Origin of the sequence: Zavarzinella sp. (genome assembly GCA_041399155.1) — a bacterium.
Taxonomy (GTDB): Bacteria; Planctomycetota; Planctomycetia; order Gemmatales; family Gemmataceae; genus JAWKTI01.
Genome location: JAWKTI010000002.1, coordinates 535424 through 562314, shown reverse-complemented (window position 1 = coordinate 562314; position 26891 = coordinate 535424). Strand labels below are relative to the sequence as shown.

Here is a 26891-nt window from a genome sequence, read left to right as displayed (position 1 = left end):
AACCACATCGTGGTCGATCGAGGCAAAGGTGGATCCTGTGGTTCGTCTTCCTAAACTTTCAGCCAGTCAGATCAACTTGCTGACTGGCGACGTATTGCTCAAATCAAGATCTGGTCTTGATTCTTTAAAACGCCCGTTTCTTTTCCAGTTGCATGTTCAATCCCAAGCCACGGATTTCGTGGGTAAGCACATCGAAGCTGGCTGGCGTTCCTGCTTCGAGAGTATTTTCCCCTTTCACCATCGATTCGTAGATCTTGGTACGGCCTTCGACATCGTCCGATTTCACAGTCAGAAGTTCCTGCAGAATGTAGGCGGCACCATATGCTTCAAGCGCCCACACTTCCATTTCACCGAATCGCTGCCCACCGAACCTCGCTTTTCCACCCAGAGGCTGCTGGGTAATCAGCGAGTAAGGGCCTGTCGCTCTTGCATGTACCTTATCATCCACCAGGTGGTGCAGTTTCAGCATGTACAGGTAGCCCACGGTGACATCCTGGTCAAGTGGTTCACCCGTCCGTCCATCAAAGAGACGCGACTTGCCGGAAACGTTCAGTCCTGCTTCGCTGAGTGCCTGCTGGATTTCTTCTTCGGTAGCACCATCGAATACGGGGGTGATTGCCTTGAAGTCCAGTTTGGCTGCAGCATAGCCCAGGTGGGTTTCAAGAATCTGGCCCACGTTCATCCGGCTTGGTACGCCCAGTGGGTTCAGCAGAATCTCAACGCGAGAGCCATCAGACAGAAATGGCATGTCTTCTTCAGGCAGGATCTTGGAAATAACCCCCTTGTTCCCGTGGCGGCCAGCCATTTTGTCACCTACAGAGATCTGTCGTTTGGTGGCCACGTACACTTTGACCATTTGCTGCACGCCGGGCTGCAATTCATTGCCACGGTTCAGCGAATTCATCCGCCGTTCCTGCTCATCTACTGCAACAGTAATCCGGTCGCTGTAACGCTTCCAGATTTCTTTAGCTTTCTTCTCTTTTTCCGGAGAACGAATATCAATCATGTCCAGTTTGAACGCGATTGCCTGGCTGGCAATGACAACGTCTTTCTCTTTGTCGTCTCCAAATGCTTTACCAGTGGTGGGGTCTTTCAGTTCGGCTTTCTTTCGACCCAGCAGTTCGGCCAGTTCATTGATAAACGCCTGAAACTGTTCCGCAATCATTTTGCCGTAACGGTTTTCAATTTCTGTTTTCTGTTTATCGTGCGCTTTTCGCTCAGCTTCCGTCATCGATGTAGTGCGGCTGAATCGCTGGGTATCAATCACAATCCCTTCGATGCCCGATGGCACTTCCAGCGAATCATTCTTTACATCTTCGCCTGAACGGCCGAAAATTGCATGCAGCAATTTTTCTTCGGGTGTCAGTTCTGAACGAGATTTCGGCGAAACTTTGCCTACCAGAATGTCACCTGGCTTGACAAACGTTCCCACCTGCACAATGCCATGCTCATCGAGATGGGCCAGTGCCTTCGAAGAAACGTTTGGAATATCGCGGGTAAACACTTCTTTCCCAAGTTTTGTTTCGCGAATTTCGATATCGAATTCTTCAATGTGAATCGAAGTGTAGGTATCGTTCTTCACCAACCGTTCGGAAATGATGATTGCATCTTCGAAGTTGTAGCCTTCCCACGACATGAAGGCGACCAGAATGTTCCGTCCCAGTGCGAGTTCACCATTTTTGATGGCGGCACCATCGGCAATAATCTGGTTGGCTTTCACTTTATCACCCACACGAACCAGGGGTTTCTGGTTCTGACAGGTGCGTTCGTTCAAACCGACGAATTTCCGCATGACGTATTCGTCTTCGTCAATTTTAATACGACATGAATCGACGTAAGTGACTGTTCCAGCACGCTTTGCTTTCACAATCATGCCGGAGTTCTGAGCCACTTCCGTTTCCATGCCGGTGGCCACTAACGGTGGTTCGGGCACCAGCAGTGGCACCGCCTGACGCTGCATGTTGGAACCCATTAATGCCCGGTTGGCATCATCGTGTTCCAGGAACGGAATCAGACCGGCAGAAACACCCACCATCTGTTTAGGTGAGACGTCAATGTATTCAACATCTTCGGCATTCAACTGGCAGAGATCACCACCGTGACGACCGTTCACTCGCTGGGCATCAATTTCATCCCCATCGAACTTGGTATCATCGGCAGATGCAATATTCAATTCGGATTCTTCATCGGCACGCACCCAACGCACTTCTTCGGAAAGCTTCCGTTGATTTACGGTGCGGTAAGGTGTGATCAAAAAACCGTACTCATCGATCCGGGAATAAATCGAGAGGCTGGAAATCAAACCGATGTTCGTTCCTTCAGGAGTTTCAATCGGACAAATACGTCCATAGTGACTCAGGTGCACGTCTCGAACTTCGAAACCTGCACGCTTCCGGTTCAAACCCCCAGGTCCAAGGGCAGAAAGTCGCCGTTCGTGGGTCAACTGAGAGAGTGGGTTGGTCTGGTCGACTACCTGCGATAATTCACTTCGCCCAAAAAAGTATTCAATGGCTGCAGAAACACTCTTCGGATTAATCAACGAGCGGGGAGACTGCTCTTCTTCCCCACGGGAAGCCATCCGTTCCTGAACAGTACGACGAAGCTTCAGGAAACCTTTGCGCAGTTCATCGCATGCGAGTTCATCGATGGTACGCAGGCGACGATTCCCCAGGTGGTCGATGTCGTCCACGTTGAAGTGGGCTTCATCTTCTTTGGTTTTGTCCTGCTCACGCAACTTCAGGATATAGCGAATTGCGTTCACAAAGTCGACTGCACGCAGTGTCATTTCGGTTTCAGGAACATTCTGATCGAACTTCCGATTAACGCGAAAACGCCCCACGCGACCCAGTCGGTAACGGTTGGAATCGAGAAACTTTTCTCGAAACAGCTCTTTGGCTTTTTCGAGCTGGGCGGGATTCCCAGGTCGCAGTTTGCCAAAGATTTTCAGCAAAGCCGCTTCGTGGGATTCGGTACCATCTTCCTTGATCGATTCCAGGATCAGCGAATCTTTCGGTGGGGCGAGTGCCGTCAGTTCTTTAATGGTGGAAGCGACAATTCGGTCAACGATTTCATTGGTGAAAACTTCGCCAGCGTTGATGTAAACTTCACCGGTTTCCGGATCGATCACATCATCATCAGCCACCATCGGTGGCTGTTCCGTTTCCGGATCACCCACCAACTTCACCCGCGAAGGACCAGCGGTCACTTTAATCTTTTCCGGTGTATAAAACTGCCGAAGGATTGCTGCGCTGGATGAATATTCCGGATCCATCGCGCGAAGCAAGGTAATGGCACTGAATTTACCCGATTGGTCGATTTTGACACCAAGAGTTTGCTTCTTGGTGACATTGATTTCAATCCAGGATCCTCGCTCAGGAATAATCCGGCAGGTGTGCAGGGTCAGGTCACCGTCGATGGTCTGCACGAAGTCCACGCCTGGGGAGCGGTGAAGCTGGGAAACAACGACACGCTCGGCACCGTTGATTATAAATTCGCCCCCGCCAATCATGATGGGCATGTCGCCCAGAAACACTTCTTCTTCCAGGGTGGTGCCATCGGATTTACGCAAACGCAACTGTACTTTGAATGGGCGGCCATACGTTACGCGCAATTGGCGGCACTCATCCGGCTCGAAGCGTGGCTTGCCCAGTTCATACTTGACGTATTCCAACTGGATTTTCTTGTCGTAGCTTTCGATGGGAAAAACTTCTTGCAAAACGCCTTCCAAGCCGGTATGGGTGCGTTTGTTCGACGGTATGTCGAGTTGCAAAAAGCGATCATAAGCACTGGTCTGGATTTCCGTAAGCGGTGGGACACTGACAGCGTCACCCACGCGGTTGAATTTCCGAACTTTGGTTGGAATAATCGTTCTGTTAGCTGGGATGGCCATAGCCGAAAGGTCTCCCGAGGGAATAAACGTTGTTTTTCTGATTCACTCGCTGCACAGCGATGCAAAACGAGCCAGTCAGATGATAATGGTTCAGTTATGCTCGTGGTGCTTCTGTTGGAGCGGTTCGAGCCGATTTACAGAAATCTTTACCAGAAGCTGGTAAGTTGTGGAAACAATCAAAAAGAGCAGAATTCAATTGAATGGTACGCATTTTCACCACGAAGATGGACAAAGAACGCGACACGCCTTGGCTGCCGGGAAATCTCGAGTAGTCAGAAACACAAAATGAATCACCCACCCAATGCCTCTGACTCATGAGTCTTATTCCCGCACGCATCAGCCACTTACAAACAACTACCAACCACCAGCGATCAAATAGTGGAGGTTAATTTGTAAGGATTGCGTAAATGATATAGTATCTAGCAGATGGAACCGGGCAACAGAAAAAGTCAATATTTTTTTAAGTTTTTCCAAAATTTCTTTCAGTTCAAGAATTTTCAGCCAATTTCATCGAATCTTGGCCGATTTTCAAACTTCCTAACCTGAAAATACCTTCGTTTCGGTGCCACAAAGATTAATAAAAAATGAAAGGTCTAGCAAATGTCAAAATGTCATCCCCACGTATACTTCCGGCGGGTAATGCCAGCATCACCTTCCTATAATACGAGAATATCTCAACTGAAATCTGGATCTGGCAGGCTACCTTGTTGACAGTCGATGAATCCCCGCACTTACTTTCAAAAAACTTGCTTGCGGTGCTTGCAACATTCCCTGATGGTGCGGTTGTTGCCTTCAGCGGTGGGGTAGATTCTGCTGTCGTTGCGGCGGGTGCCTTTCAAGTCTGGCAGCACCGTGCGGTTGCGGTAACGGCAGACAGTGCCAGTGTGCCACGCAACGATATTCAGATCGCGAAGGATATTGCCCAGCAAATCGGCATCCGCCATATAATTGTGGGCACAAATGAATTCGAAAATGAGAATTATCTCATCAATGATGGTTCTCGGTGCTTCCACTGTAAAACAGAGCTTTATTCCCAAATTCAGGAAATTGCGCCCCAGTTGGGGATCTCAACCATTTGTAGTGGGGCGAATCAGGATGATCTGGGAGACTATCGACCTGGTTTGCTTGCGGCACAGAATTTCGCAGTACGGCACCCTCTACAGGAAGCGGGGCTTGGTAAGCAAGCTGTTCGAGCAATTGCAAAATTGTGGCAGTTGCCCATCTGGGATCGGCCCGCATCGCCATGCCTCTCGAGCAGAATTGTACCTGGGTTAGCCGTGACCCCTGCCCGCACACAAATGATCGAACTCGCCGAACAGTGGCTGCGTGAAAAAGAAATACCTGATTGTCGAGTCCGACTGCACCATGATGAACTGGCACGCGTGGAAATCCCCGTGGAATTCCTCCCCATTGTGCTCGAGGCGGATTTTCGTGAAAAATTCCTCATTTTCTGCCAGAATTTGGGATTTCGTTTCGTGACCTTTGACCTTGCTGGGCTGCGAAGTGGTAGTATGAATGAGTTGATCTCGCTGGATGTGAAGAATCGTTATCAACTGCATTGACAGAGTTGCAACATTCCTGTTGGTCGAAAAAAGTGGCCAACCGGAAGTTTTCTGAATTGAACGAGGGTACCTGCTACTTATGTCCATTCCGATCACTTGTCCCAGTTGTCGCGTCAATTTTGAAGTGGAAGACCATTACGCCGGAATGGAAGGCCGTTGCCCATCGTGCATGACAGTAATTCACGTTCCTGGTACACAATTCGAGCTGGAACTGGAACTGCCACGGGAAGAAATCCTGTGGCAAAGCAAATCGCGGGAGTTGCCCCCACCTATTCCGCAAAATAACAAGCGAAGACCAACTGAACCACCTGCACCACGGAAGGAAGACCTGGCGGCACGGGCGGCAAAGTGGGATCGAGTTGCGATCGGATTTCGTAATATCGTGATCAGTGGTGGCCTGATTTTTGGTGGTGGTCTTGTTTTGGGGGCATTTCTGATCCTCGAACGGGAAAATCTGCTTGTTGAAAACCACGATCCTGGAAGAAATATCGCCTTACTAATCGGTGGGTGTGTCCTGATGGGCCTCTCCTTCCTGTTGTGGGGAACTGGGCGTGGCAAACATTTTCAAGTGCCTTATCGTCCGGCGAAATCAACAGGTTCGATCACTTCCATTTTCGCCGCACTGACTGCATTTGGTGGTGTCGGCTCATTTGCTTCAATGGTGGGTGGAGGCCTGATCCTGCAACAAAACCTGCAGGCGGGTGCCATGCTGATGGCGATGGGAATAATGGGCGCTGCGATGGCTTTTCCCTGTTTCGGCATCACAGAATGTATTGCTTTGTATTACCAGATCCAGGTGGGGCGGGGCTTACGCACCGAATCAGTTCGTCGCTCAACGATGTGGACTGTGCGGATTTTGATATTCCTGGGTGTTTTTCAAGTGATAGCGTTCATCGCAGCGATGGCTGTTGTTGCTGCTGAAGGCGAAAAACAAAAGCGGGAATTCGAACGGATGCAACAACAGCAAGAACAAAACGTCTTTCAGCAAAATCGTGATGAGGATGATGACGACCCCAAAGCAGAAAAAGAAGTGCCTCCAAACAACAATCGCCCAAAAATCAACAATAATCAACAAAATCAACCCCCACGTTTTCGTCGAGGTGGTGCAAACAACGCTGCTGTCAACAATCAAAACAACAATAACAATCAAAACAACCAGAATTTCCAGAATAACCAAAATCCACCCGAACCAACCAAAAAAGCTCGGCATGCGATGGCGTTCTGGTTACTCAGCCTCACGGGTTCGTTCTGGGTATACGGTCTATTGATGGCGACTTCTGCCCAGACATGCCGAAGAGAAATCCTTCGGGAAATCTATCGTTTGACAGCCGATCCTGAAGATCCGGATTATCAGATGCTGGCCCCACGCTAATTTTCTGTGGGCAGGGAGACTACTGATGAATCGACGCGTTCTATTGCAGCAACTGCTTGCAGGAGCTGGAGTTACGGCAGGCCTACCTGGTATGCTTCGTGGTGAAGAATACTTGCTGGCCCAGCCGCCACGTCGCAAAAAACAAGCCACAAAAAAGCTGGCGATTTTAACTACAGTATACCGCTATCTGTCCCACTCTTACCATCTTGGTGGGCGATTTCTCAATGGCTATTGGCTTAACGGCAAGCACCATTTCCCCGACTTCGGGGTGGGGTCGATTTACACAGAACAACGCCCTGAAAATGATTTGACTAAACGAATCTGTGAACAATTTGGTGTGTTTGATGCTCCCACGATTCCCAGCGCCTTGAAACAAGCAGAAAAGAAGCTTGCAGTCGAAGGAATCATGCTGATTGGCGAACACGGTAATTACCCTGTGAACAAAAAAGGCCAGATTCTCTACCCACGTTTCGAGTACTTCCAGGAAATATTAAAGATTTTTCATGAAACAGAACAAGTAGTACCGGTCTTTGTTGATAAACACCTCAGCTACGACCGAAAGCGTGGCTTCGAGATGGTTGCAGCGGCCAGAAAAATGGGCTTTCCGTTGATGGCTGGATCGAGCCTGCCTGTGACTTATCGTCGCCCAGAACTGGAACTGGAACTCGGCACCCCAATGAAGGAAGCGTTAGTCGTAAGTCGTTCCGGAGTAGAGATTTACGGCATTCATGCACTTGAAGCACTTCAGACGATGGTGGAACGCAGATTTCGAGGGCGTGCCCAGCAGGGTGTCAAATCAGTGCAATATCTCGCTGGACCAGAAGTCTGGAAAGCAGGTGATGCCGGTCTCTGGTCCTGGAAACTTCTCGATGCTGCCTTAAAGCGAAGTCCGTCCCGCAATAATGGTGACCCACGTGAAAATTGCCAGCACTTCCGACCCGGAAAGCTGGGCGACACGGATGTTCAATCGCCGAGAGCATTTCTATTGGAATACCGCGATGGGCTGAAAGCGACCGTACTGCAACTGGATGGCCATGTTTCCGATGAAACTTTTGCCGCAACCATTGCTGGGAAAGACGAGCCGATTTCAACGCTCTTTTTCTTGCCACCCCCACCTGGGGCAGCATTTCTGGAAGCACTGGGCAGAAAAGTGGAAGATTTCTTCAATACCGGCAAACCGCCCTACCCAGTAGAACGCACCATGTTGACAGGTGGGATTCTGGATTGGGTACTGGATGCTCGCCTGCAGAAGAAAAAACTGGATACGCCCGATCTGGACATTGAATACCAGGCCCCCGCCGACTCGGGATTTATCCGTGGGTCATACGAATTACCATAACTACAGACGATTTGAGTACTTACGACCGGATCTGCCGTAAACTGGTTGCGAAGGAGGTGCCTCTTCTTTTACTTTCTCTTTCTTTTCAAAAGGCACAAACCCTTCCACATTAAATGCAGGAATCAGGCGGTTGATTGTTTGTTCGATGCCCGTCAGAATACTGCCCTGCTCTGGCGTCACGAATGAGATTGCAATACCATCCGCACCCATCCGCCCGGTGCGTCCAATCCGGTGCACATAATTATCGAAATCGGTAGGAAGATCGTAGTTGATGATGTGGGTAATTCCCGAAACATCGATCCCGCGCGACATGACATCGGTGGCGATCAGCATGCTGATGCTGCCCTCACGAAACCGTGCCATAATTTTTTCCCGATCTCGCTGGTCCAGGTCACCATGGATCGCGGCACTGGAAGGGATGCTACTTTGTACTTTTCGGAACAACACATCGGCAGTTTTTTTCCGTTCCACAAAGATGATGCTCTGTTTCGGCATTTCTTTCTGGATTAACCAGAGCAGCAAGTCAACCTTTTTACCCGCATCGACGGTGATGTACTTCTGGTCGATTTTCTCAACCGTCATTGTTTCCGGTGTGATGTTGATGTGAACGGGATCACGCATGTATTTCTGCGTCATCTTGATGATCGGTGGCGCCCAGGTTGCAGACATCAACAACGTCTGCCGTTCAGCGGGCGCTTTTCGCATAATCCGCTCGATCTGGGGCCGGAATCCAATATCCAGCATCCTGTCCGCTTCATCCATCACCACGTAACGCAGGTGATCGAGGGATAATGCTCGCTGCTGTAAGAGATCGATAATCCGACCGGGGGTACCAACGAGCAGCGTGCAGCCACTTTCGATTTGTTGGATTTGTCTGCGAATGTTAGCCCCGCCGTAAACGACAACGGTTTTGAAAAACCGGCTTGGGGATAATTTTTCTGCTTCTTCAGCAACCTGCTTGGCCAATTCGCGTGTGGGCGCGATAACCAATGCCTGTGGCATCGAAAGTTTGCCACCACGCCACTGGTTCATAAATGGCAGTAAAAAAGCTGCCGTTTTGCCTGTACCGGTTTGTGCCTGACCCACCACATCCACGCCCTTCAGAGCAACGGGAATCAACCGTGCCTGAATTGGGGAAGGTTTCACGTAACCCGCAGATGCAAGTGCTTGTTGTAAAGGCAGGATCAGATTCATGCTTGCAAACGAATCCGGAATCGCTTGCGAAATAACTTCATTCACTGGCTGCATTGTTCAGACTGGCCGCCATATAACCAACAGAGAAAGATAATTGTGTTTAGTTTAGCAACATTTTTTTGTTTCCACGAAAAAACTTTTCAATTTCTCCATTGATGGAGAAATTACCAATGCAAATAATTAATGAATTTTCATTCATTTTTGATATTTTTGCCACGGTACGGTTGGAAATTTTCTCTGAAAACGAAGTTGTGATGTATCTACCGTTATAAACCGACCAAAACGCAAAGATTCTCCCCTTTCTTCAGGAATTTCTGCTAACAAACTAAAGTTTCGTCCGTTACATTAAAGTGGGTAATTTTTGAAGTGGGGTGCAACGCGTATGTTCTTGCGGACAATTTCCTGTGGGCTGGTACTCCTTTGTACCACTTGGGCGGGTGCACAAGACCGGATCGTCTCATCCCGTGGTTCTGTGCCGTCTACTTCCGATCTGGACCGCTTGAACCTGGTAGTTGCATGGAAAGCCTTTCTACCCGTCCAAAATCGTGATGATGGCATTGCCATCGTGCAGACCTTTGGGAACCAGTTGCTGGTGCAGATGAAATCTGGCACCGTGTGTCTGGTTCAGGGAGTTGAAGAGAAAGGTGGGGTCTTAAAGGCAGGCGATATTGTCTGGACTTTTCGCCCCGCAGTACCCAAAGGGATCATCTACCCTGGAGCAGCAAACAAAGATTCGATTTTCATCGTTGTGGGGCAGAATCTGTTCATCCTGGATCGCCGAGACGGAAGAACGCGCTTTCAGGAAGAATTACCCAGCACAATTTCTGCTGGGATTCTTGCAGACGACAACAACATTTACCTGCCAATGACGAGCCGCAAAGTCCTTTGTTATTCGTATACTGATCCTGTACCAGGTTATGTTTCGCCGAAATTGCCCGATTCACCAGACCCACTTAGTCGAGTAACACTTCGAGCACCTGAACCTGGTTTTCTTTCGACGCCGAACAATCGTTCCCCATCGATCGCCATGCTGACGACCACCCGCCCGCCGTTCGTCCATGAAGATACGATTGACCGCACGGTATCGATTACCGGTTTAAAAAGCATCCGTCCACCGTATCGTGCGTATGATGGCAACGCTGCACCATCAATTGCCTTGTTGCCAAACTTGCGTGATCTGTACAAACTGAACAGCAAAGATCAGGCCACAACAATTCGCCTCGTGTGGGAATTACAGGTTAATGAAGCAGTGAAAGAGATTCCTGCAATTCTGAAACCGACACCGAATCCAGTGGATGACCGATTTGTCGTTACTTCAGGTAATAACCTGCTGTTTACCGATTTGAATGTCACACGTGCGTCTCAGATCCGCACCGAATATATGCCGGAAGATGCTATTTCTGCACCGTACAACTTTAATTTGAAAAACATTTACAGTTGCGGTAAGGATTCCAGCATGACTGTGGTCAGCACTAGGCAGGTAATTACTTCCCCACAGTACCTTTCCAATGCACGACCCGAAGGTCGCGCAACCTTCGGTGGTTTTGTATTACGCAAACCAGTGGTTACGAAATCTGCAGTGTATGCGATTGGCACACGATGGGGAATGCTGAAAATGGACCCGAACACCCTGCAGCCATTGTGGGGCGCTCGCCTGCCAGATGGCCGCATCATTCCGCAACCGAACAACGATGCAAACTTCATCCTGGCGGTAAACCCAGGGCTGATTTACGCACTTGACCGCCAGAGTCGACTGGTAATTATTGATAACCGACGGGGCCGTACGCTTGGAACCTACAGCATTAGAAAATTTTCACACTTTTTCACAAACGAGCAGGACGATCGCTTGTACGCAGGTGCTGACAATGGATTATTAATGTGCTTCCACGACAAAGCCTACATAGATCCCGTAAAACTTGATCCTCCGCCAATGGAAGTGCCGCAAATGCGGCAAGCAGCAGAATAATTATCTGAACAACTTTTTTCAGCCAATTCCTGCCTTATTCTCCGTAATAAATTGTCCCAAATTTTACAATTATTGATCCAACCTGGGTCAATCCAGTTTTCCAATTCGAATGCCCGTCAATTACCTACAATACTGAAGTAATTCGAATGCTGAACTTAATCGAGGATCCCATTCGTGTCGAACGAACGCATTGCCGACTACCTGGCACAGTTTGCTCAATCCCGCTCGCAGATGGTGGAGCAACTTGGCCGCATTATTGTGGGGCAGTCTGAAGTTGTCGAACAGGTGCTGGCCGCAATCTTTACGCGCGGGCATTGTTTGCTGGTGGGTGTCCCTGGGTTGGCTAAGACACTGCTGGTATCTTCATTGGCACAGATTCTCGATGTGGCATTCAAACGAATTCAGTTTACCCCAGATTTAATGCCTTCAGACATCACTGGAACTACAATTCTCGATGAAAATGAAGAAGGGAAACGTGAATTCCGGTTTGTCCATGGACCAGTCTTTGCGAATGTGGTGCTGGCAGACGAAATCAACCGGACACCACCAAAAACTCAGGCAGCAATGTTGCAGGCGATGCAGGAACGCCAGGTAACAATCGGTCAGGACACGTATGATCTGCCAGAGCCGTTCTTTGTGATCGCTACCCAGAACCCCATTGAGCAGGAAGGTACATACCCACTTCCGGAAGCACAGCTCGACCGCTTCATGTTCAACATCATCGTTGACTATCCCAGTCTGGATGAAGAAAAGCGAATTCTGTCGATGTCTGCGAAAGATGAAGTGAACGAGATCCAGAAAGTGCTCAGCGGGAAGGCGATCATCAACCTGCAGAAACTGGTACGTAGTGTGCCCGTAGGCGATTTTGTGATTGATTATGTCAGTCGTCTGGTTCGGGCCACCCGCCCGAAAGACCCCACCGCTCCAGAAATTGTACGACGGATGGTTGATTTCGGAGCTGGTGTGCGTGCGGGCCAGTATTTGATACAGGCTGGCAAAGCTTTCGCTGCAATGGAAGGTCGCTTCAGTGTTTCCATTGCAGATATTCGCAAAGCAGCACTGCCGGTTCTGCGCCATCGTATAGGCACCAATTTTCAGGCACAGGCGGAAGGGAAAACCACTGACGATATCGTGCTTGATCTTCTGCAACTGATCACAGAAGCGGAACCACCCAAGTATGCTGCAAAGAAAAAGATCTGAAAGAAGGCTAATGAGTTGAACTGATGTGGTACCGTATTTTTGGTTTATCTGAAATCGAACCTGATCCCACGGAGATGCTGCACCATCTGCACCAGAATCATTTGCTGGTGGAAGGCCACTTCAAAGGGGACGATCTGGGCTGGACCCAGGTCAGCCTGCAGTTGGGGCATGGTACCCCGCTGACCGTGGATCGATTTTTAACCACACAGGATGATTTAAGGCAGGATCTCAATAGTTGGGCAGCATGGCTGGAAACGCTGGATTATTCCCACAACAGCTTACCATTAATGGAACGGCTGATTCAGACCCAGCAACTGATTACAGCTCGCTTTCCGATCGATTATCCAGACGAAATTCAGATGACCCGTTTATGTCATCTACTATCCATGTGGTTGGCTGAGCAAACGAATGGCGTGTTATATATCGAAGGTGATGGCTGGTACAACCAGAACAACGAATTGTTGATTAAGGAGTATTAATGGCCTCTGCAGAACGATATTTGAACCCCAAAGTCGTTGCCCAGGTGGGGCGACTTGATTTGCGGGCCAAGTTCATTGTGGAGGGCTTTCTGACTGGTTTACATGCCAGCCCGTTTCAAGGATTTTCTGTCGAATTTGCAGAACATCGCAAATATACCCCAGGGGACGACCTCAAAGATCTGGACTGGAACGTGTATGCCAAAACTGACCGGTATTATGTTAAAAAATACCGTGCAGAAACCAACGTTACTGGCTATCTGGTGCTGGATCTCTCCGCGTCCATGGATTGGTGCGGCGTGCGGGCAATGGAATCCGCAAAAGTTGCCGGCAAAAATAATCTGTCCGGTACTGGCTATGCAGAAGAAGCGGAACGATTAACCAAGTTTGAATACAGCATTTGTCTGGCAGCGGCACTTGGCTACCTGATGATCCACCAGCAGGACCCGGTTGGCATGGTGACCATTTCCGACAAAATCCACAACATGCTGGCACCGAAAAGCAAGCGCAGTCAGTTGGCGAATATTCTTGGTCTTTTAGCCAGTTTGCGACCCGCAGGTGATACCAATCTTGCACAAGGTTTGCAACAACTCTCTGCACTGATCCGCCACAAAAGCCTGATTATGATTTTTAGTGACTTGCTCGCCGATCCCGAAGTTTTGCTGCGGTCCTTATTCCAGTTACGACACCAAGGCCACGAAGTGATCCTGTTCCATATTCTGGATGAAGCGGAAGCAACGTTTCCATTTGAAGGGTTGGTTGAATTCGTCGACAGTGAAACGAATGAAGAAATGCAGATCGAAGCTCGTGGGATGCGGGAAGATTATCTGGCTGGTCTAGAGGCATTTCGAGAACGCTTTCGCACCGAAACGCAGCAGGTGGGAATCGATTTCGTGCCATTGCATACGGGAATTAACTTTGACAAGGCACTGATCGAATACCTGATGACCCGCTCACGCAGACGTTAATTTATTCTCACATTTATTGCAAGTAGTTGCTGTAAAATGACTTAAGGAAATTGAATCCCTGTTCGGACGCCAGACTTATGGCACCTGGATGACTAATTTGACCGAGCCGCCTTCTTTGGGCAGCAAGTTTGAATTCACTTCTAACTTATAGTTCGGCTCGTCCTTCATCGTCAGTTGTGTCTGCAACACGCAACTATCAGTCACTGGAAACAAAGAAAGAAAGGTCCCCGATAAATCGGCACCATACACTTTGTCGTCTTTCTCTGGGTCGGGCTGTTTGATGGCGGAGCCTGTGAAGTGCCATTTCAAACCGGAAACCTGCTTGCCAGTGGCTTTATGCACCAGGCATTCTTCTATTGGAATCCGTTTCACCCCATTGTTGGTGGGAATTTCGAGAAAGATTTTCACCTCGGGGCCAGTTGCCTGCTGACCTTCCCCTAATGCTGGTTTGCCCGGTTTGAGGCCTAATTTTACCAGGGCATTGTGCAGTTCACTGGGCAGAATTCCTTGGAAATTCACTACCGTCTCATGCGCTTTCTGCCCACGTGGGTGGGCAAGTGTTGCCACCACCTCAATCGGATATACCTGATTCAGGTGGGCGAGTTTTCGAGGTGCCACAATTGCCTTAATGAAAATTGCCTTCGTTTTCTCATCAATTATTAATGCGGTGGGATCTTTCGGCTCTGGTGCTACTGGTTGTTGATTCATAGGGCCCTCTTTCCCCACCACCGCAACAGGCTGTTTTGGCTGTATTGTCACCGCAATCTGCAGCGCAATTTCCAGATCGAAGTACAAATCCGAACTGCCTGATGCATTCTCTACCAGCACCGCTAACTGATTTTTTCCTTCCTTGAACAATTTCAGCGGCAGTTCAACATCTCGGTTCCAGTAAACGAACTCGTGATCAGCTTCTGTGTCTTTATCCGCCAGTTCACCATTCACATAGACCACTGCGTGGTTGTCGCTGGCCACCCGCAAGCTCATGGTGGCATTCTTTGTGGCCAGTTGTTCCGCAGTAATCATCACTTCTGTACGAAAAAGAAAAGGCAATCCTTTCGCTGTGATGGTGGTACCTTTTCGCCTGCCGATTTCATCTTCGCCATAACCAATAGGCGCGATGCCCGCCTGCCATTTGCTGTCATCGAATATCGCGTGTGTCCATTGATTGGTTTTGTTGAGTTCGCCCGCTTCGCGGTATTTCCAGGAACTGCCAGCTTTCAGAATTGGGATATCTTTGTATTCAATAATCGCCCCACCAAGGTCTCCCCAGCCCACGAAGTCTCGTTTCGGGTTATAATCCTGCTTCTTTAAACTGGCTTTCAGGCGTTGAACTTTACCCTTCGCCAGGTGAAGATCATTTTTGTTGGTATCCTGCAGGCAAGGCACAATCACTTCTTCATTTTTGTGGATGCGGGCACACAGTTCGCCAAGCACACCGGCATCTCCAAAGTAGGTGCGGAGCAGAAACGGTTCCGCGTGGGACATTCCCCACCATTCCCCTTCCTGGTAGCATTGGTACCAATACTTGCCAATACAGGTCTCGCTGGCATTCCCACTATACATGAAAACGGCCTTTTCACCCACTTTGGCCCACGCCATAATGGTTTTCCATTCCCTTTCATTAAAGCCACGTTTACCGATGTTGTGCTTGATCTCATTCGTGGGGTGTTTTCCTTTGATATCTGCCACTTTCTTGAAAATAATGAGATTTTTCTCAGCATTGATCTTAGTCACTTCCATCAGCACGATATTGCTGGAATCGTTGACGCACTTACCCAATGTGTGGGGAGCTTCGATGTACGCTGCTGCCTGATCCGGTGCTGCGAACAACAGCACGGCCAAAAACAGGAATTTTCTCATGATTTTCTCAACGAAGTGGTATTTTTCGCACTGACCAAATTGTAAAGGACCGATGAAGCGTCTGTCACGCAAAAAATTTCGCTTCAAGGGAAATCTGATAAGTAAGTAATTATCAATTAAGAAAATGATACAAAAGAGACTGATCAAAACAATAATTACAGATCAATAGTTTACCAATAAGACAAATTAATTACTTGACTACTTTGCAATTGGCTGGAGTTCAAAAGTGGTATCATCTTTGCCACGCACAAAGCCATGGCAGTTGAAGCAGGTCATCGTCAGTTCCAGGTAAGCCATTTTGGCACCTTCGAAGTTGTTTTCTTTGGCAGTCTTGATCAGCTTATCTGCACTCACTTCGAACTCTTCAGCCCAGAATTTGTAGCGGTCATTCTGAATCACATTGAAACCGACATTTTTGCGGATTTCCTTCAGTTTTGCAGTATGCTCTACCGTACTTTTCAAATCGCCCTTCATCAACGATTCCATCACTTTCTGGGCAGCATTTTGCTTTTGGCCCATTAATTCTTTTACTTTTTTGGCATCAGCCTTCTTTTCCTGAGCAACCACATTCGCAGTGGTATTCCAGTAAATCAGCGAGCTGCAAGTACAGATCGCAGCAACCATCGCAAATACACAGATTTTTTTCATCGATTATCCTTTAAGAAATTGTGAAGTAATTATAACATTTTCAGCCGGGCAAAGATAGTGGAAAAGTAGTCCCCAAAGTGCAAAAATGATGAGAGAAAAATGAATTAAGGTGCGGGAAGCTGCTTTGGCTGCAACCATCGTAAGTATCTGTTTAATATGCCTTTACGCAAATTGGGCGATTGGCTGTCGAAGACCAGCCCAGCCTGGTCAAGATGCCCTTCTGGTGTGTACTTTTCGGCGTTGAACGGCTGTGTGCTTTGCAATAAATATTGTACTTTCAGTTCACCCACAGGAATCCGACGAGTAATGGATAATTCCTGGATGGTCATTGTTTCGGTATCGATTTTCAACACCATTTCCCGCCAGATCCGATGGGGATTCCTTGCCTGAATGTGGATTATTTTCATCTTCTCGTGGGTGGTGCCCCAGGAGAGCATGTTGTCTTCCAGGCCTTCCCGCAGCAATTTAGGGATCTGAATTGCACGGAGAGCAAAAAACTGCTCTGCAAGCTCTGGGATTTCATCGATTTCGAACAACACAGCCGCTTTGCGGTGCGGCACAATCCACAGCCTCCCCGCTTCATCTTTGCCCCACACACTGATTCGATTGGGCATTTCAAGTACTACTTTTTCGCCATGGAGATGCAGGACAGTTTCCCGCACCCGCAACAATTGGGGAACGCGGTTCTCAAAACTTGGAATGACTTCAGTACGCACCAGATATGTGCGGTCGGGGGATACATCCGTTACTTCCTGTAACTGTTGCACCACTTCTGCCGGACTGGCGTGAATCTGCTCCGTAGGTGTGAAAACCACAGCAACCAGCAAGATCACCATCGCTGCGATTGCAGCACCCACAGCGAATTGTCGGATAGACCGGGCAACTCTCGTAGCACGGGATGGGAGTGAAATGACAGAACGAAATTGCAAAAAACGATCTATATCGACGTGCTGTGCTTCCTGTTCGGTTCGAACACGCATAAATCGTTCTAGTCGATCATCCGGTAATGGAAAAACAGGATCCGTCACGGAATACTCCTCCAAAAGAACAACACCGTGGAGGCATTTTCATTACGCAGATTCCTTGAAAATGTAAAAATTCTGGCAAATAATTGACAAGAGATGGATAGCGACATAAATATGAGATTTATTTCATTAATTAAAGCGTTGCCATCGGTTCACTGGAGAAAAATCTCATCGCGATGCCCAAAATACTGCCTAATAGTGCAATAGAAATCATCAAAAGCGACAAAATGAAGCCGATGCCTCGAGATCGCTGAATCTCATCATCGCTGGCGAATACCCTTTTAGGCCAGTATCGCCACGAAATGTAGGCGAAAATACCGCACCCAATCGTAAATAATGCGGTTTTGGCCCACATGAGCCCCTGCCAGGTGCCAGAACTTGAAGGCCACTGGTAACCCACAAGAATCCCACCAGTGAGGCCTAAAGTCGCCAGAGCGAACATCACCACATAACGCATCCCGTGGGCGAAATCAAGTGATACTTTATTATACGAAACCACCCCGCCGTGAGGTGGCTGGGGGGAATCACTAGTGAAAAAAGCCCAGATGCGTGGATCAACAAAGAACGTGCGATACACCAACGCCCCAAACCACGCCGCACCCGCGAGCAAATGCACGGTAACGAGACAAAAGTGAACAGAGTTAGACATGTTGTGACCCGCGCTAATCCTTTCCATTAGTTAACAAAATAACCGTCAGACAATCACTTCTACAACGATGAATTCAATTGAATTTGAAAAAAAGATGTTGCCCCCAGGATGGTGATTGTGTTAGCATATGCGAATAATTATTGTGCTGTTACTTTCCTCGCCAAGTAACGGGAAGACAAACGCCAATTGCATTGTACGATTGAATTGCAAATCACTTCAACCGCCCACAGTGCAAATAATCGAGTCTGAAAATGAAGATCCCACTCATAGCTTGTACCATAGTGCTTTTTCAATCAAGTTTTGGAATCGGGCAGTCGCTAGATAAAGAAACTCTTAAACATTGTCAGTCAGCAACAGTTCTGATAAAAGTGGCTTATTTTGATGAAAGCAGGAAATTGCCTAATAAACAGCAAAATAATCCAGTAGAACTGATAGGAACAGGATTTGTTATTGGCGGCAATACAAATTATTGGACTATTTTGACAACTACACAAGTACTTGGTAACACTCCAAAAGGTACAAATCGAATGGTGGATGTAGTTTTCAGTAGTGGAATAATTCAGAAAGAAAGAAGACTGCCGGCAGCCGTTGTTGCAACAGATCCAAAACTTGGACTGGCAATGATTCATGTGATCAAGCAGATCGGGTTAGAGATAAAACCAATTTTATTTGATCCACAACTGAAACCAGCACTCACGTCAACAGTGTTTGCCCTGGGATATCCAGCGGGTGAAATAAATGGAAAAGAGCAAGCACCTCCAGCATTTGCTGCAACAAAAGGAAGTGTTTCCAGCATTAAAAATAGCTTGCTAGCTGAACCAGCCATAATTCAAGTAGATACGTTGAACAATCCGGGAAATGCTGGAGGACCTGTAGTTAATCAAAATGGACATTTGATAGGAATTTCTACTGCACAACCGAAAGGACCGAAATCACTATCCTGTATCGCGAATCAACAAACAATAAAAATGTTTGCAGCTCGGATGTTAGGATGGAACAGTTATTGCCAATTGCTCAAGGATAGGTCGATTCTTCGCGTAGATTATGAGCTTTTGGATTACCTTGAAATAATTAAAAGTTGTAGTTTTGCACTAAAAAAAGCCGACCAGCCACTCCCGCCTGCAGGAAACGAACCAGGAAAGTTAGATGGAAAATTTGTTGAAATGAAACTTGTAGGTTCAAGGGCGTTTGGCGAGTTGGATTTCGATATGGGCAAAGATCATCCTGGATTCTACGTACAACCAATCATTGAGCTGATCGGTGGAACCAAAATTTACTTAAAGCCAGAAAAAGCAGAGATTTCTAACAGTTTGAAATATCATTCGATTAATACCCCACCTCTTAAGGAATGCATACTGGAAGCGAATAGAATAAAAAAGTTAATAACAAGTGAGCTAGCATCGAGTACACCAAAGCCATATGAGCCAAATCCGCCGATACCGATGGTAAATCCATCATTACCATCAGACAGTGGATTTAGTAATATTTTGGAACCTGCAACTGCATATCAACTAAAACCAAACTATACGGAAATTGCTGAAGGTACAGCAATGAATGCCAAAGAAATGTGGTGGGGGCGAGGCATTCTTCGTACGGGAATTAGGCCGATTGAAAGAGTAAAATATCATCCATCGAGAATGGTGTGGAGCCGAGATGGCAAATCATTTTTTGCATTTCACCGGAACCATGGCAAAATTGTAAAGTGTAGTTTTCCAGAGATGGAAATTCAGCAACAGTTGGATGTCCAGCGAGAAATTACTTGGCTAACGCTATGTAGAGATGGACTGTTAGCAACCATACCAGAACTGCAGGAGAGCTGGCTTATCAATGAAGACAATATGAAGGTGATTAAAAAAGTCGAAACGAAGGAATGTGTGCGATTCGATGCATCAACAACTAGCTCATATGCGATAGGTCATCAGACAACTTCGTTTCAATCGAAAACAGAATATAAATTGGTCGTACTGGACACATCTTCTGGAAAAATCATACAAGATATGCAAGTTTCTTCACCTTTTAATGATCCGATAATGTTTCGTACACTGATGTCTCCAAATGGTGAAAATTACTATTTGATTGAAAGAGATCGTATTGTGACGATGACCGTAGGAAGAAATGGTGAATTAAAAGTAAAAAAAGAGACATTGACTACAGAAAACACAGTGCTTTTCATGGAATATTCTTTCATTAGTCCTGATGGTAAATATCTGGGAGTAGTGACAAAATTGCGAGAAAACCCATCTCGCTTTGCATTTCGAGTATATGACTCAAACACGATGGAAATAGTTGCCGATAATATACCTTCAAAACTACAAGCGACGACGTCCAGCTGTGCGTTTAACAGTTCTAGAAAATGGATCATATACAACGAAGGGCCATTAACAACAATTCATGTGTGCGACTTTGAAGGCAAAGAAATACGCTCGCATAATTTAACCAATATGAGACCAAATTACGTTCACCAGATTCTGCAACACTCTGACTCAGACCATCTTCTCGTTTTGCAAGAAACCATACGTACTCCGGGCCAGAGCATCTTTGGTGTAATACTCAAGTAAGTTAGCTAACTACCATCAAACAATTAAGAATATCCATGAATAATTATACTACATTATTGTTAGTGTCTTCAATTATACTGCTCATTACCAATGAAGCTTACCCTGAGGAGTTGCCTCCCAAAACAGAACCATCAATCAGCCAATTCGAACGAATTTTTCCAGCAAAAATAAGCCCTTCGTACTCTGTAGTGAATTATCCAGGCATGAAAGATTACAAAGTGCCCATATATCGCCTGCATGACACGGTTACAGATGCAAACCTCTCTAAACAGTATATTTATCAGTCACCATATGGATTAGACCTCACACGCAGCAAAACAACATCTCGAGCACTTGCTTCGCTCACTGCACAAAAATCATTAATCTTGCTGGAGGTTCCCTCACGTATTGTTGACAATACTTTTATCACTAATATTAAATTATTGCCAAACGTCAGAATGCTGGTGATACGTAATGAACTGAACGTTACAGCGGCAAATTATCAGCAATTAGTGAATCTGAATAACCTTGCCAGCATTTCAATTACAAGTAGAACGTTGACTGACCAACACATCACCATGCTTGCAAAAAATCCGACACTCCAGGAAATATTCATTAATTCTCAGTTCTTAACTGATCGGGCTATTAATATACTTAGTCAAATGCCTAACTTAACCGGGATTGGTTCAAACTCCCCAAAGATTACTGATTCAGGAATAGCAAAACTAGCCCAGTTGCCTAATTTAGAAACGATCTATTTTCCAGAAAAATCCATTGGAAAATTATCTGTCCAGGCTTTTGATCAGGCCGATAAAACTCACTTATTGCCGTGGTTTCGGAATAATGAAGGAACAAAACCAAAATCTCGAGAAGATATAACTGCTATCAATTTTGAACGTGATACAAATCCTGACTTCTTGAATCACATCCGTGCACTGCCTAATGTGAAACGATTTCACTTTCCTCCGGGATACATTAATGACAAACTGATTGATATTCTTTCTATGAATAAGTTACTCCATGTCATGTTTGATATAAAAACCAATAATGGACAAAAAATCATTGATGTTAACACTTCGAATCTCAGACTTCCTACTCGAATTTTTACTGCATTTTTCGATTTTGACGATGTAGAAGTCATCAATATGCCAATTTTTTCTTCTATTGATTCTAAAGACTTTGTTCATTTAACCAAATTAACCAAGTTGAAAGAAGTTTCATTTCAAGGAAGTAATATTTCTGGAATCGCGTTGCGAGAGATCATAAAGCATCCGACATTATCTGTGCTAAGACTTGTTGATTGTAAACTCAACAAAGAAGAAGCTGTTGCATTGGCTGGTGCGAAGAATCTACAAACATTACATATTAGTGATACAAATTTGGCCTACTTTGATGCTGCCTTACTATCGAGAACATCGATTACAGAATTGACACTTACTAATTGCGTGGAAGCCCTCAGTTTTTTCTTGCTTTATCTCAGGCAAAGCAGATAAAAAAACTTTCGATTCGTTTCAATTTAGCTCTACTTGGCAATATCAAATTTCTCTCGTCTTTGAAACATCTAGAAGAACTCACTATTGTTGGACGAGAGCCTAACGAAGTCGTGGATCCAGAATTATTTCGCTCTCTCAGTCAGCTAGAAAATCTTGCTAATCTTAATATAACGAATATAATCGGCAAAGATGATCAGTATTCATTATTTCGCACGATGACTGGCCTCAAAAAAATTTCCATTGACAACCCTTCTTCATCTGTTACTGATAAACTATTTACTACTTTATCTCATTGCTCTAAACTTCAGTCAATTACTTTGACAAAGATGTCTTCAATCAATGGAACAATGCTTAGCGATCTTTCAGTCTTACCAGAATTAACTCACATGCATTTTACCAACATTGGCTTTTCCAGTGGTGAAGTCCTGAGGCTAACTCAGCTTCCAAAACTTAATACTGTTTCATTTTCAGGCAATACCGAAAGCAATGTCGGCCAGTACATTCATTTAATCAATAAACTTAATCCAAATTTGAACATTCAGTTTAATGAATTATTTATCCCACGTTAAATATCAAGCACTTTATTCACTCGTCGCTCAACGATAAAGTCATTCTTCTCACGGGCGGTCGTTTGCAAGTCAAATATTGCCTGTTGAAAACCTTCCAAACAACCTTCTTCAATCCACTTTTATTAACTAGTTCTGTAAAATGCTGTCGTTGAACCAACTCTGTCCGCAATTGACGCCTCAAAATCAACTTCGAATCTTGTCAAATAGCCCTTCATTGCTGATTCTGTCCTTGATTCAGTGAAAATCACATATCTCCTGATCTCAATTTTGCAAATTTCACAAACAACTTCTCTATGGCGCAACTGCATTCATAATAATAACTTGCGAAGAGCAATTCTCAGAAAAGTTCGTTCTAGCGAGATTAAGATTTCCAGAATCTGTGCCTCGTGGATACAGCAATTTTTGTGAACGAAATTATATTACTTTCCTGTATTTTTGACACGATGGTGATTCGCTGCAATTTGTTCTTGATTCACACCTGCTACAAATCTCAATTCGTGGGAACTTATTTCTTGATCAAATTTGAAATAATTGCAAGATGATGTGCTGAACAGTTAAAAAATGAATTTTTGATGAGAGCCGCCTCTACGTTCTTCCAGCAGCAAATTCCAGTTTGCTGGAAGTCAAGCGACATTTCAACATAATAACCATCAATTCATAGGAGACCTAGATGGCGGACGAAACCTTTAAACCATTTCAGAAATTACTGGTAGCGAATCGGAGTGAAATCGCGATCCGCGTGTTTCGTTCTGCTCACGAGCTGAATATTCGCACGGTGGCCTTGTATTCGTACGAAGATCGCTTTGCGTTGCACCGCTTCAAGGCAGATGAGGCATACCTGATTGGTAATCGTGGAGAGCCGATCCGCTCTTATCTGGATATCCCAGTTATTGTGAAACTGGCCAAAGAAATCGGTGTGGATGCCATTCACCCGGGATACGGTTTTCTGTCTGAAAATGCCCACTTTGCCCGTGCCTGTCGCGATGCAGGGATTACCTTCGTTGGTCCCAAGCCAGAAATCCTGGACCAGTTGGGCGATAAAGTCGCAGCCAGAAAAATTGCCCAACTTGCGAAGGTGCCGGTTCTGTCGGGTTCATCGGAACCAGTCAAAGAAGTTTCCGACGCCTTGAAATTGGCAGAGAAACTCGGTTACCCCATTATGGTCAAGGCGAGCATGGGTGGGGGCGGTCGTGGCATGCGTGCCGTTCACGATGCTACCCAGCTTGAGGAAGCGATTCTGCAAAGCCAGCGGGAAGCAGGTGCGGCTTTTGGGGTTTCCGATGTCTTTCTGGAAAAATTTGTCTCCCGTGCAAGGCACATTGAAGTGCAGTTAATTGGGGACCGACACGGAAATCTGGTGCACCTGTTTGAGCGGGATTGTTCCGTACAGCGGCGTAACCAGAAAGTGGTCGAACTGGCGCCCGCACCCAATTTGAACCCCACCACGCGAAATGCGATTCTGGATGCCGCCCTGGCCATCGGCCGTCAGGTGGGGCTGGACAACGCTGGCACAGTAGAGTTCCTGGTCGATGCAGATACTAATGAGTTTTATTTCATTGAAGTAAATCCCCGCATCCAGGTGGAACACACTGTTACCGAAGTGGTAACGGGCTTTGACATTGTTGGCACGCAGATTATGGTGGCTCAGGGGATGCCACTGAGCGATCCCATTCTGGGCCTGGGCGATCAGAAGGCAGTCCGAACACAGGGCTTTGCCATTCAGTGCCGTGTAACCACAGAAGACCCAGCGAATAAGTTTGTGCCCGATTACGGTCGCTTGAGCCACTATCGATCCTCGGGTGGGACGGGCATCCGCCTGGATGCTGGCACTGCATTTTCAGGTGCTGTGATTACCCCCTACTATGATTCGTTGCTGGTGAAAGTTACAGCAAGTGGGATTCGGTTTTCAGATGCTGCCCGCCGAATGGAGCGATGTTTACAGGAATTTCGGATCCGCGGGGTGAAAACCAATCTGCCGTTCCTGATGAACCTGATCAACCATCCCAAGTTTCTGGATGGCACCACGACGACGCGGTTTATTGATGAATCGCCTGAATTGTTCCAGTTGCCGGTGCGGCAGGATCGGGCGACAAAACTGCTACACTATATCGCGAATATCATTGTTAACGGTCACCCCGATGTTCCTGCAGGCAGCGTGCCACAGAGTTCGTTGACAGATTATCAGTCGATCCCACCTCGAATCCAGCAGCCAACCGATTTGCCCAAAGGCACACGGGATATTTTCAAGCAGCAGGGGATGGAAGGGCTCAGCAAGTGGATTCGCCAGCAGAAACGCTTGCTGATTACCGATACAACGATGCGTGATGCCCACCAATCGTTGTTTGCCACCCGGATGCGTACATTCGACATGCTTCGGATTGCCCCAAAATATGCCAAAAACCTATCAAATCTGTTTTCAATGGAAATGTGGGGTGGGGCAACATTCGATACCAGTATGCGGTTTTTGAAAGAATCGCCCTGGGATCGACTGGAACGCCTCCGCACCGCTGTGCCAAACGTGCTGTTCCAGATGTTGATTCGGGCCGCTAACGCAGTGGGCTACACCAATTATCCAGATAACGTGGTCAAACATTTCGTGGAACAGTCAGTTTCGGCTGGCATCGATATTTTCCGGATCTTCGATTCGCTGAACTGGACCAGGAACATTCTACCTGTGATTGATGCTGTGCGGAATTCCGGTGGAATTGCAGAAGCAGCGATCTGCTACACGGGCGACATCCTGAATCCGAAACGAACAAAATATTCCCTGAAATATTTTGTGGATCTTGCCAAAGAACTGGTCAAAGGTGGCACCCAAATTCTGGGCATAAAGGACATGGCTGGCCTGTTAAAGCCCTATGCCGCCAAAGAACTGGTGCGGGCATTGCGGCAGGAAATTGATATCCCGATCCACTTCCATACCCACGACACCGCTGGTGGGCAGATTGCATCTTACATGATGGCCGCAGAAGAAGGTGTGGATATTGTGGATTGTGCCTTTGCATCAATGGCTGGCTTGACCAGTCAACCCAGCCTGAATGCACTAAACGAGGCAATGCGTTTCTCGGAACGATTTCCCGAGTTCGATTTTGATACCATCCAGGATGTATCAAACTATTGGGAAGAAGCCCGCTTACCCTACACGCCATTTGAATCCGGCATGAAGGCCGCATCGTCGGAAGTGTATCTGCACGAAATGCCAGGCGGACAGTACGCCAACCTCTTTCAACAGGCGAAATCGATCGGTGTGGGAGATCGCTGGCGGGAAATGGGCAAAACGTATGCCGCGGTGAATGAAATGTTTGGCGATCTGGTCAAAGTCACCCCATCGTCCAAAGTGGTGGGCGATATGGCTATCTTTATGCTTGCAAACAATTTTACCGTTGCCGATATTCTGGATCCAACGCGCGAGATTTCGTTCCCACAGTCAGTAATTGAATTCTTTGAGGGCCGCCTGGGCCAACCTCCCGGTGGTTTCCCGCCTGAACTGCAGAAAAAGATTCTGCGTGATAAGCAGCCAATGACCGAACGATTTGGCGTGGTGCTGCCTCCGGTAGATTTCGACAAACTGAAGCAGGAATTGACCACGCAGTTTGACCACGAACCGACAGAACAGGAAGTTTCGTCGCACCTCATGTATCCGAAGGTGTTTCAGGATTTAGTCAGCCACCAAAACCAGTATTCCGATACTTCGATCCTGCCCACCAGAACATTCTTTTATGGCATGGATGCGGGGGAAGAGATCAGCGTCGATATTGAAGCCGGCAAAACGCTGATCATCAAGTTTCTGACAATGGGAGATGTGGATGATGGCCAGCGTCTTGTGTTCTTTGAACTGAATGGTCAGCCACGTGAAGTCGCAGTGCCAGACAACAAAGCAGCAAAGGCAGGCACGCCTAGTAAGCGGAAGGCTGAGGTGGGTAATCCTAAGCATGTCGGCGCCCCTATGCCCGGTGCGGTGGTAGCGATTGCTGTGAAAGCAGGAGAGAAGGTGAAAGTTGGACAGAAACTTCTGACACTAGAAGCAATGAAAATGGAAACCACAATCAACGCAGAAGTGGCTGCTACCATTGCAGAAGTATGTGTCCGCCAGAAAGATTCTGTCGATGGGGGTGACTTGTTGATTGTTTATCAGGATACCTGA

General features: G+C 46.9%; 17 protein-coding genes. 11 read left to right on the top strand and 6 right to left on the bottom strand.

The genetic code is table 11. The annotated features are described in order from the left end of the window. Positions 1 to 124: 124 nt before the first annotated feature. Positions 125 to 3889, bottom strand: a complete 3765-nt coding sequence (gene rpoB, locus R3B84_12355) for a DNA-directed RNA polymerase subunit beta (GenBank protein ID MEZ6141354.1) — start codon at positions 3887 to 3889, stop codon at positions 125 to 127. 704 nt (positions 3890 to 4593) lie between these two features. On the opposite strand from rpoB, the gene larE reads away from it, so the two are divergent. From larE to R3B84_12340, 3 genes are all read left to right on the top strand, one after another. Continuing rightward, positions 4594 to 5451, top strand: a complete 858-nt coding sequence (gene larE / locus R3B84_12350; protein ID MEZ6141353.1) for an ATP-dependent sacrificial sulfur transferase LarE — start codon at positions 4594 to 4596, stop codon at positions 5449 to 5451. A gap of 79 nt (positions 5452 to 5530) precedes the next feature. Beyond that, positions 5531 to 6823, top strand: coding sequence for a hypothetical protein (locus tag R3B84_12345; GenBank protein MEZ6141352.1), 1293 nt, complete (start codon positions 5531 to 5533; stop codon positions 6821 to 6823). Positions 6824 to 6848: 25 nt separating this feature from the next. After that, positions 6849 to 8162, top strand: a complete 1314-nt coding sequence (locus tag R3B84_12340; GenBank protein MEZ6141351.1) for a hypothetical protein — start codon at positions 6849 to 6851, stop codon at positions 8160 to 8162. Here the strand turns inward: R3B84_12340 and R3B84_12335 are convergent, their stop codons facing one another. Further along, positions 8163 to 9356 carry a DEAD/DEAH box helicase gene (locus R3B84_12335; GenBank protein MEZ6141350.1) on the bottom strand — a complete coding sequence of 398 codons (1194 nt, stop codon included), beginning with the start codon at positions 9354 to 9356 and terminating at the stop codon, positions 8163 to 8165. Positions 9357 to 9738: 382 nt separating this feature from the next. On the opposite strand from R3B84_12335, the gene R3B84_12330 reads away from it, so the two are divergent. The 4 genes from R3B84_12330 (at position 9739) to R3B84_12315 (ending at position 13966) form a co-directional block, all read left to right on the top strand. Beyond that, positions 9739 to 11322: a hypothetical protein gene (locus R3B84_12330; protein ID MEZ6141349.1), complete on the top strand. Its 1584-nt coding sequence runs from the start codon at positions 9739 to 9741 to the stop codon at positions 11320 to 11322. A gap of 174 nt (positions 11323 to 11496) precedes the next feature. Further along, positions 11497 to 12522, top strand: a complete 1026-nt coding sequence (locus tag R3B84_12325; protein ID MEZ6141348.1) for an AAA family ATPase — start codon at positions 11497 to 11499, stop codon at positions 12520 to 12522. A 23-nt stretch (positions 12523 to 12545) separates the two neighbouring features. Next, complete coding sequence (locus R3B84_12320; GenBank protein ID MEZ6141347.1) at positions 12546 to 13001, top strand: hypothetical protein; 456 nt, start codon at positions 12546 to 12548, stop codon at positions 12999 to 13001. Continuing rightward, complete coding sequence (locus tag R3B84_12315; protein ID MEZ6141346.1) at positions 13001 to 13966, top strand: DUF58 domain-containing protein; 966 nt, start codon at positions 13001 to 13003, stop codon at positions 13964 to 13966. The genes R3B84_12320 and R3B84_12315 overlap by 1 nt, the downstream gene beginning before the upstream one ends. Positions 13967 to 14041: 75 nt before the next feature. Here R3B84_12315 and R3B84_12310 read toward each other — a convergent pair whose 3' ends face one another. The 4 genes from R3B84_12310 to R3B84_12295 all read right to left on the bottom strand — a co-directional run bounded on the left by R3B84_12310 (position 14042) and on the right by R3B84_12295 (position 18148). After that, positions 14042 to 15826 (bottom strand): YdjY domain-containing protein, encoded by a 1785-nt coding sequence (locus R3B84_12310; GenBank protein ID MEZ6141345.1) that lies wholly within the window; start codon positions 15824 to 15826, stop codon positions 14042 to 14044. A 198-nt stretch (positions 15827 to 16024) separates the two neighbouring features. Continuing rightward, a complete protein-coding gene (locus R3B84_12305; protein ID MEZ6141344.1) occupies positions 16025 to 16474 on the bottom strand; it encodes a hypothetical protein in 450 nt (149 codons plus the stop codon). A gap of 104 nt (positions 16475 to 16578) precedes the next feature. Continuing rightward, positions 16579 to 17502, bottom strand: coding sequence for a hypothetical protein (locus R3B84_12300; protein MEZ6141343.1), 924 nt, complete (start codon positions 17500 to 17502; stop codon positions 16579 to 16581). 130 nt (positions 17503 to 17632) lie between these two features. Then, positions 17633 to 18148, bottom strand: coding sequence for a hypothetical protein (locus tag R3B84_12295; GenBank protein ID MEZ6141342.1), 516 nt, complete (start codon positions 18146 to 18148; stop codon positions 17633 to 17635). 251 nt (positions 18149 to 18399) lie between these two features. On the opposite strand from R3B84_12295, the gene R3B84_12290 reads away from it, so the two are divergent. The 4 genes from R3B84_12290 (at position 18400) to R3B84_12275 (ending at position 26891) form a co-directional block, all read left to right on the top strand. Continuing rightward, positions 18400 to 20706, top strand: coding sequence for a serine protease (locus R3B84_12290; GenBank protein MEZ6141341.1), 2307 nt, complete (start codon positions 18400 to 18402; stop codon positions 20704 to 20706). A gap of 35 nt (positions 20707 to 20741) precedes the next feature. Then, positions 20742 to 22178, top strand: coding sequence for a hypothetical protein (locus R3B84_12285; protein ID MEZ6141340.1), 1437 nt, complete (start codon positions 20742 to 20744; stop codon positions 22176 to 22178). Next, positions 22127 to 22747 (top strand): hypothetical protein, encoded by a 621-nt coding sequence (locus R3B84_12280; protein ID MEZ6141339.1) that lies wholly within the window; start codon positions 22127 to 22129, stop codon positions 22745 to 22747. Before R3B84_12285 ends, R3B84_12280 begins: the two co-directional genes overlap by 52 nt. Positions 22748 to 23417: 670 nt before the next feature. Beyond that, positions 23418 to 26891 (top strand): pyruvate carboxylase, encoded by a 3474-nt coding sequence (locus R3B84_12275; protein MEZ6141338.1) that lies wholly within the window; start codon positions 23418 to 23420, stop codon positions 26889 to 26891.

Bases quoted from the DNA above. Each gene is read 5' to 3' on its own strand.
- R3B84_12305 (MEZ6141344.1), bottom strand. From the start codon at position 16,474: ATGAAAAAAATCTGTGTATTTGCGATGGTTGCTGCGATCTGTACTTGC.
- R3B84_12345 (MEZ6141352.1), top strand. From the start codon at position 5,531: ATGTCCATTCCGATCACTTGTCCCAGTTGTCGCGTCAATTTTGAAGTG.
- R3B84_12275 (MEZ6141338.1), top strand. From the start codon at position 23,418: ATGGCGGACGAAACCTTTAAACCATTTCAGAAATTACTGGTAGCGAAT.
- R3B84_12285 (MEZ6141340.1), top strand. From the start codon at position 20,742: ATGAATAATTATACTACATTATTGTTAGTGTCTTCAATTATACTGCTC.
- R3B84_12315 (MEZ6141346.1), top strand. From the start codon at position 13,001: ATGGCCTCTGCAGAACGATATTTGAACCCCAAAGTCGTTGCCCAGGTG.
- R3B84_12295 (MEZ6141342.1), bottom strand. From the start codon at position 18,148: ATGTCTAACTCTGTTCACTTTTGTCTCGTTACCGTGCATTTGCTCGCG.
- R3B84_12320 (MEZ6141347.1), top strand. From the start codon at position 12,546: ATGTGGTACCGTATTTTTGGTTTATCTGAAATCGAACCTGATCCCACG.
- R3B84_12335 (MEZ6141350.1), bottom strand. From the start codon at position 9,356: ATGAATCTGATCCTGCCTTTACAACAAGCACTTGCATCTGCGGGTTAC.
- R3B84_12330 (MEZ6141349.1), top strand. From the start codon at position 9,739: ATGTTCTTGCGGACAATTTCCTGTGGGCTGGTACTCCTTTGTACCACT.
- R3B84_12290 (MEZ6141341.1), top strand. From the start codon at position 18,400: ATGAAGATCCCACTCATAGCTTGTACCATAGTGCTTTTTCAATCAAGT.
- R3B84_12310 (MEZ6141345.1), bottom strand. From the start codon at position 15,826: ATGAGAAAATTCCTGTTTTTGGCCGTGCTGTTGTTCGCAGCACCGGAT.
- rpoB (MEZ6141354.1), bottom strand. From the start codon at position 3,889: ATGGCCATCCCAGCTAACAGAACGATTATTCCAACCAAAGTTCGGAAA.
- R3B84_12340 (MEZ6141351.1), top strand. From the start codon at position 6,849: ATGAATCGACGCGTTCTATTGCAGCAACTGCTTGCAGGAGCTGGAGTT.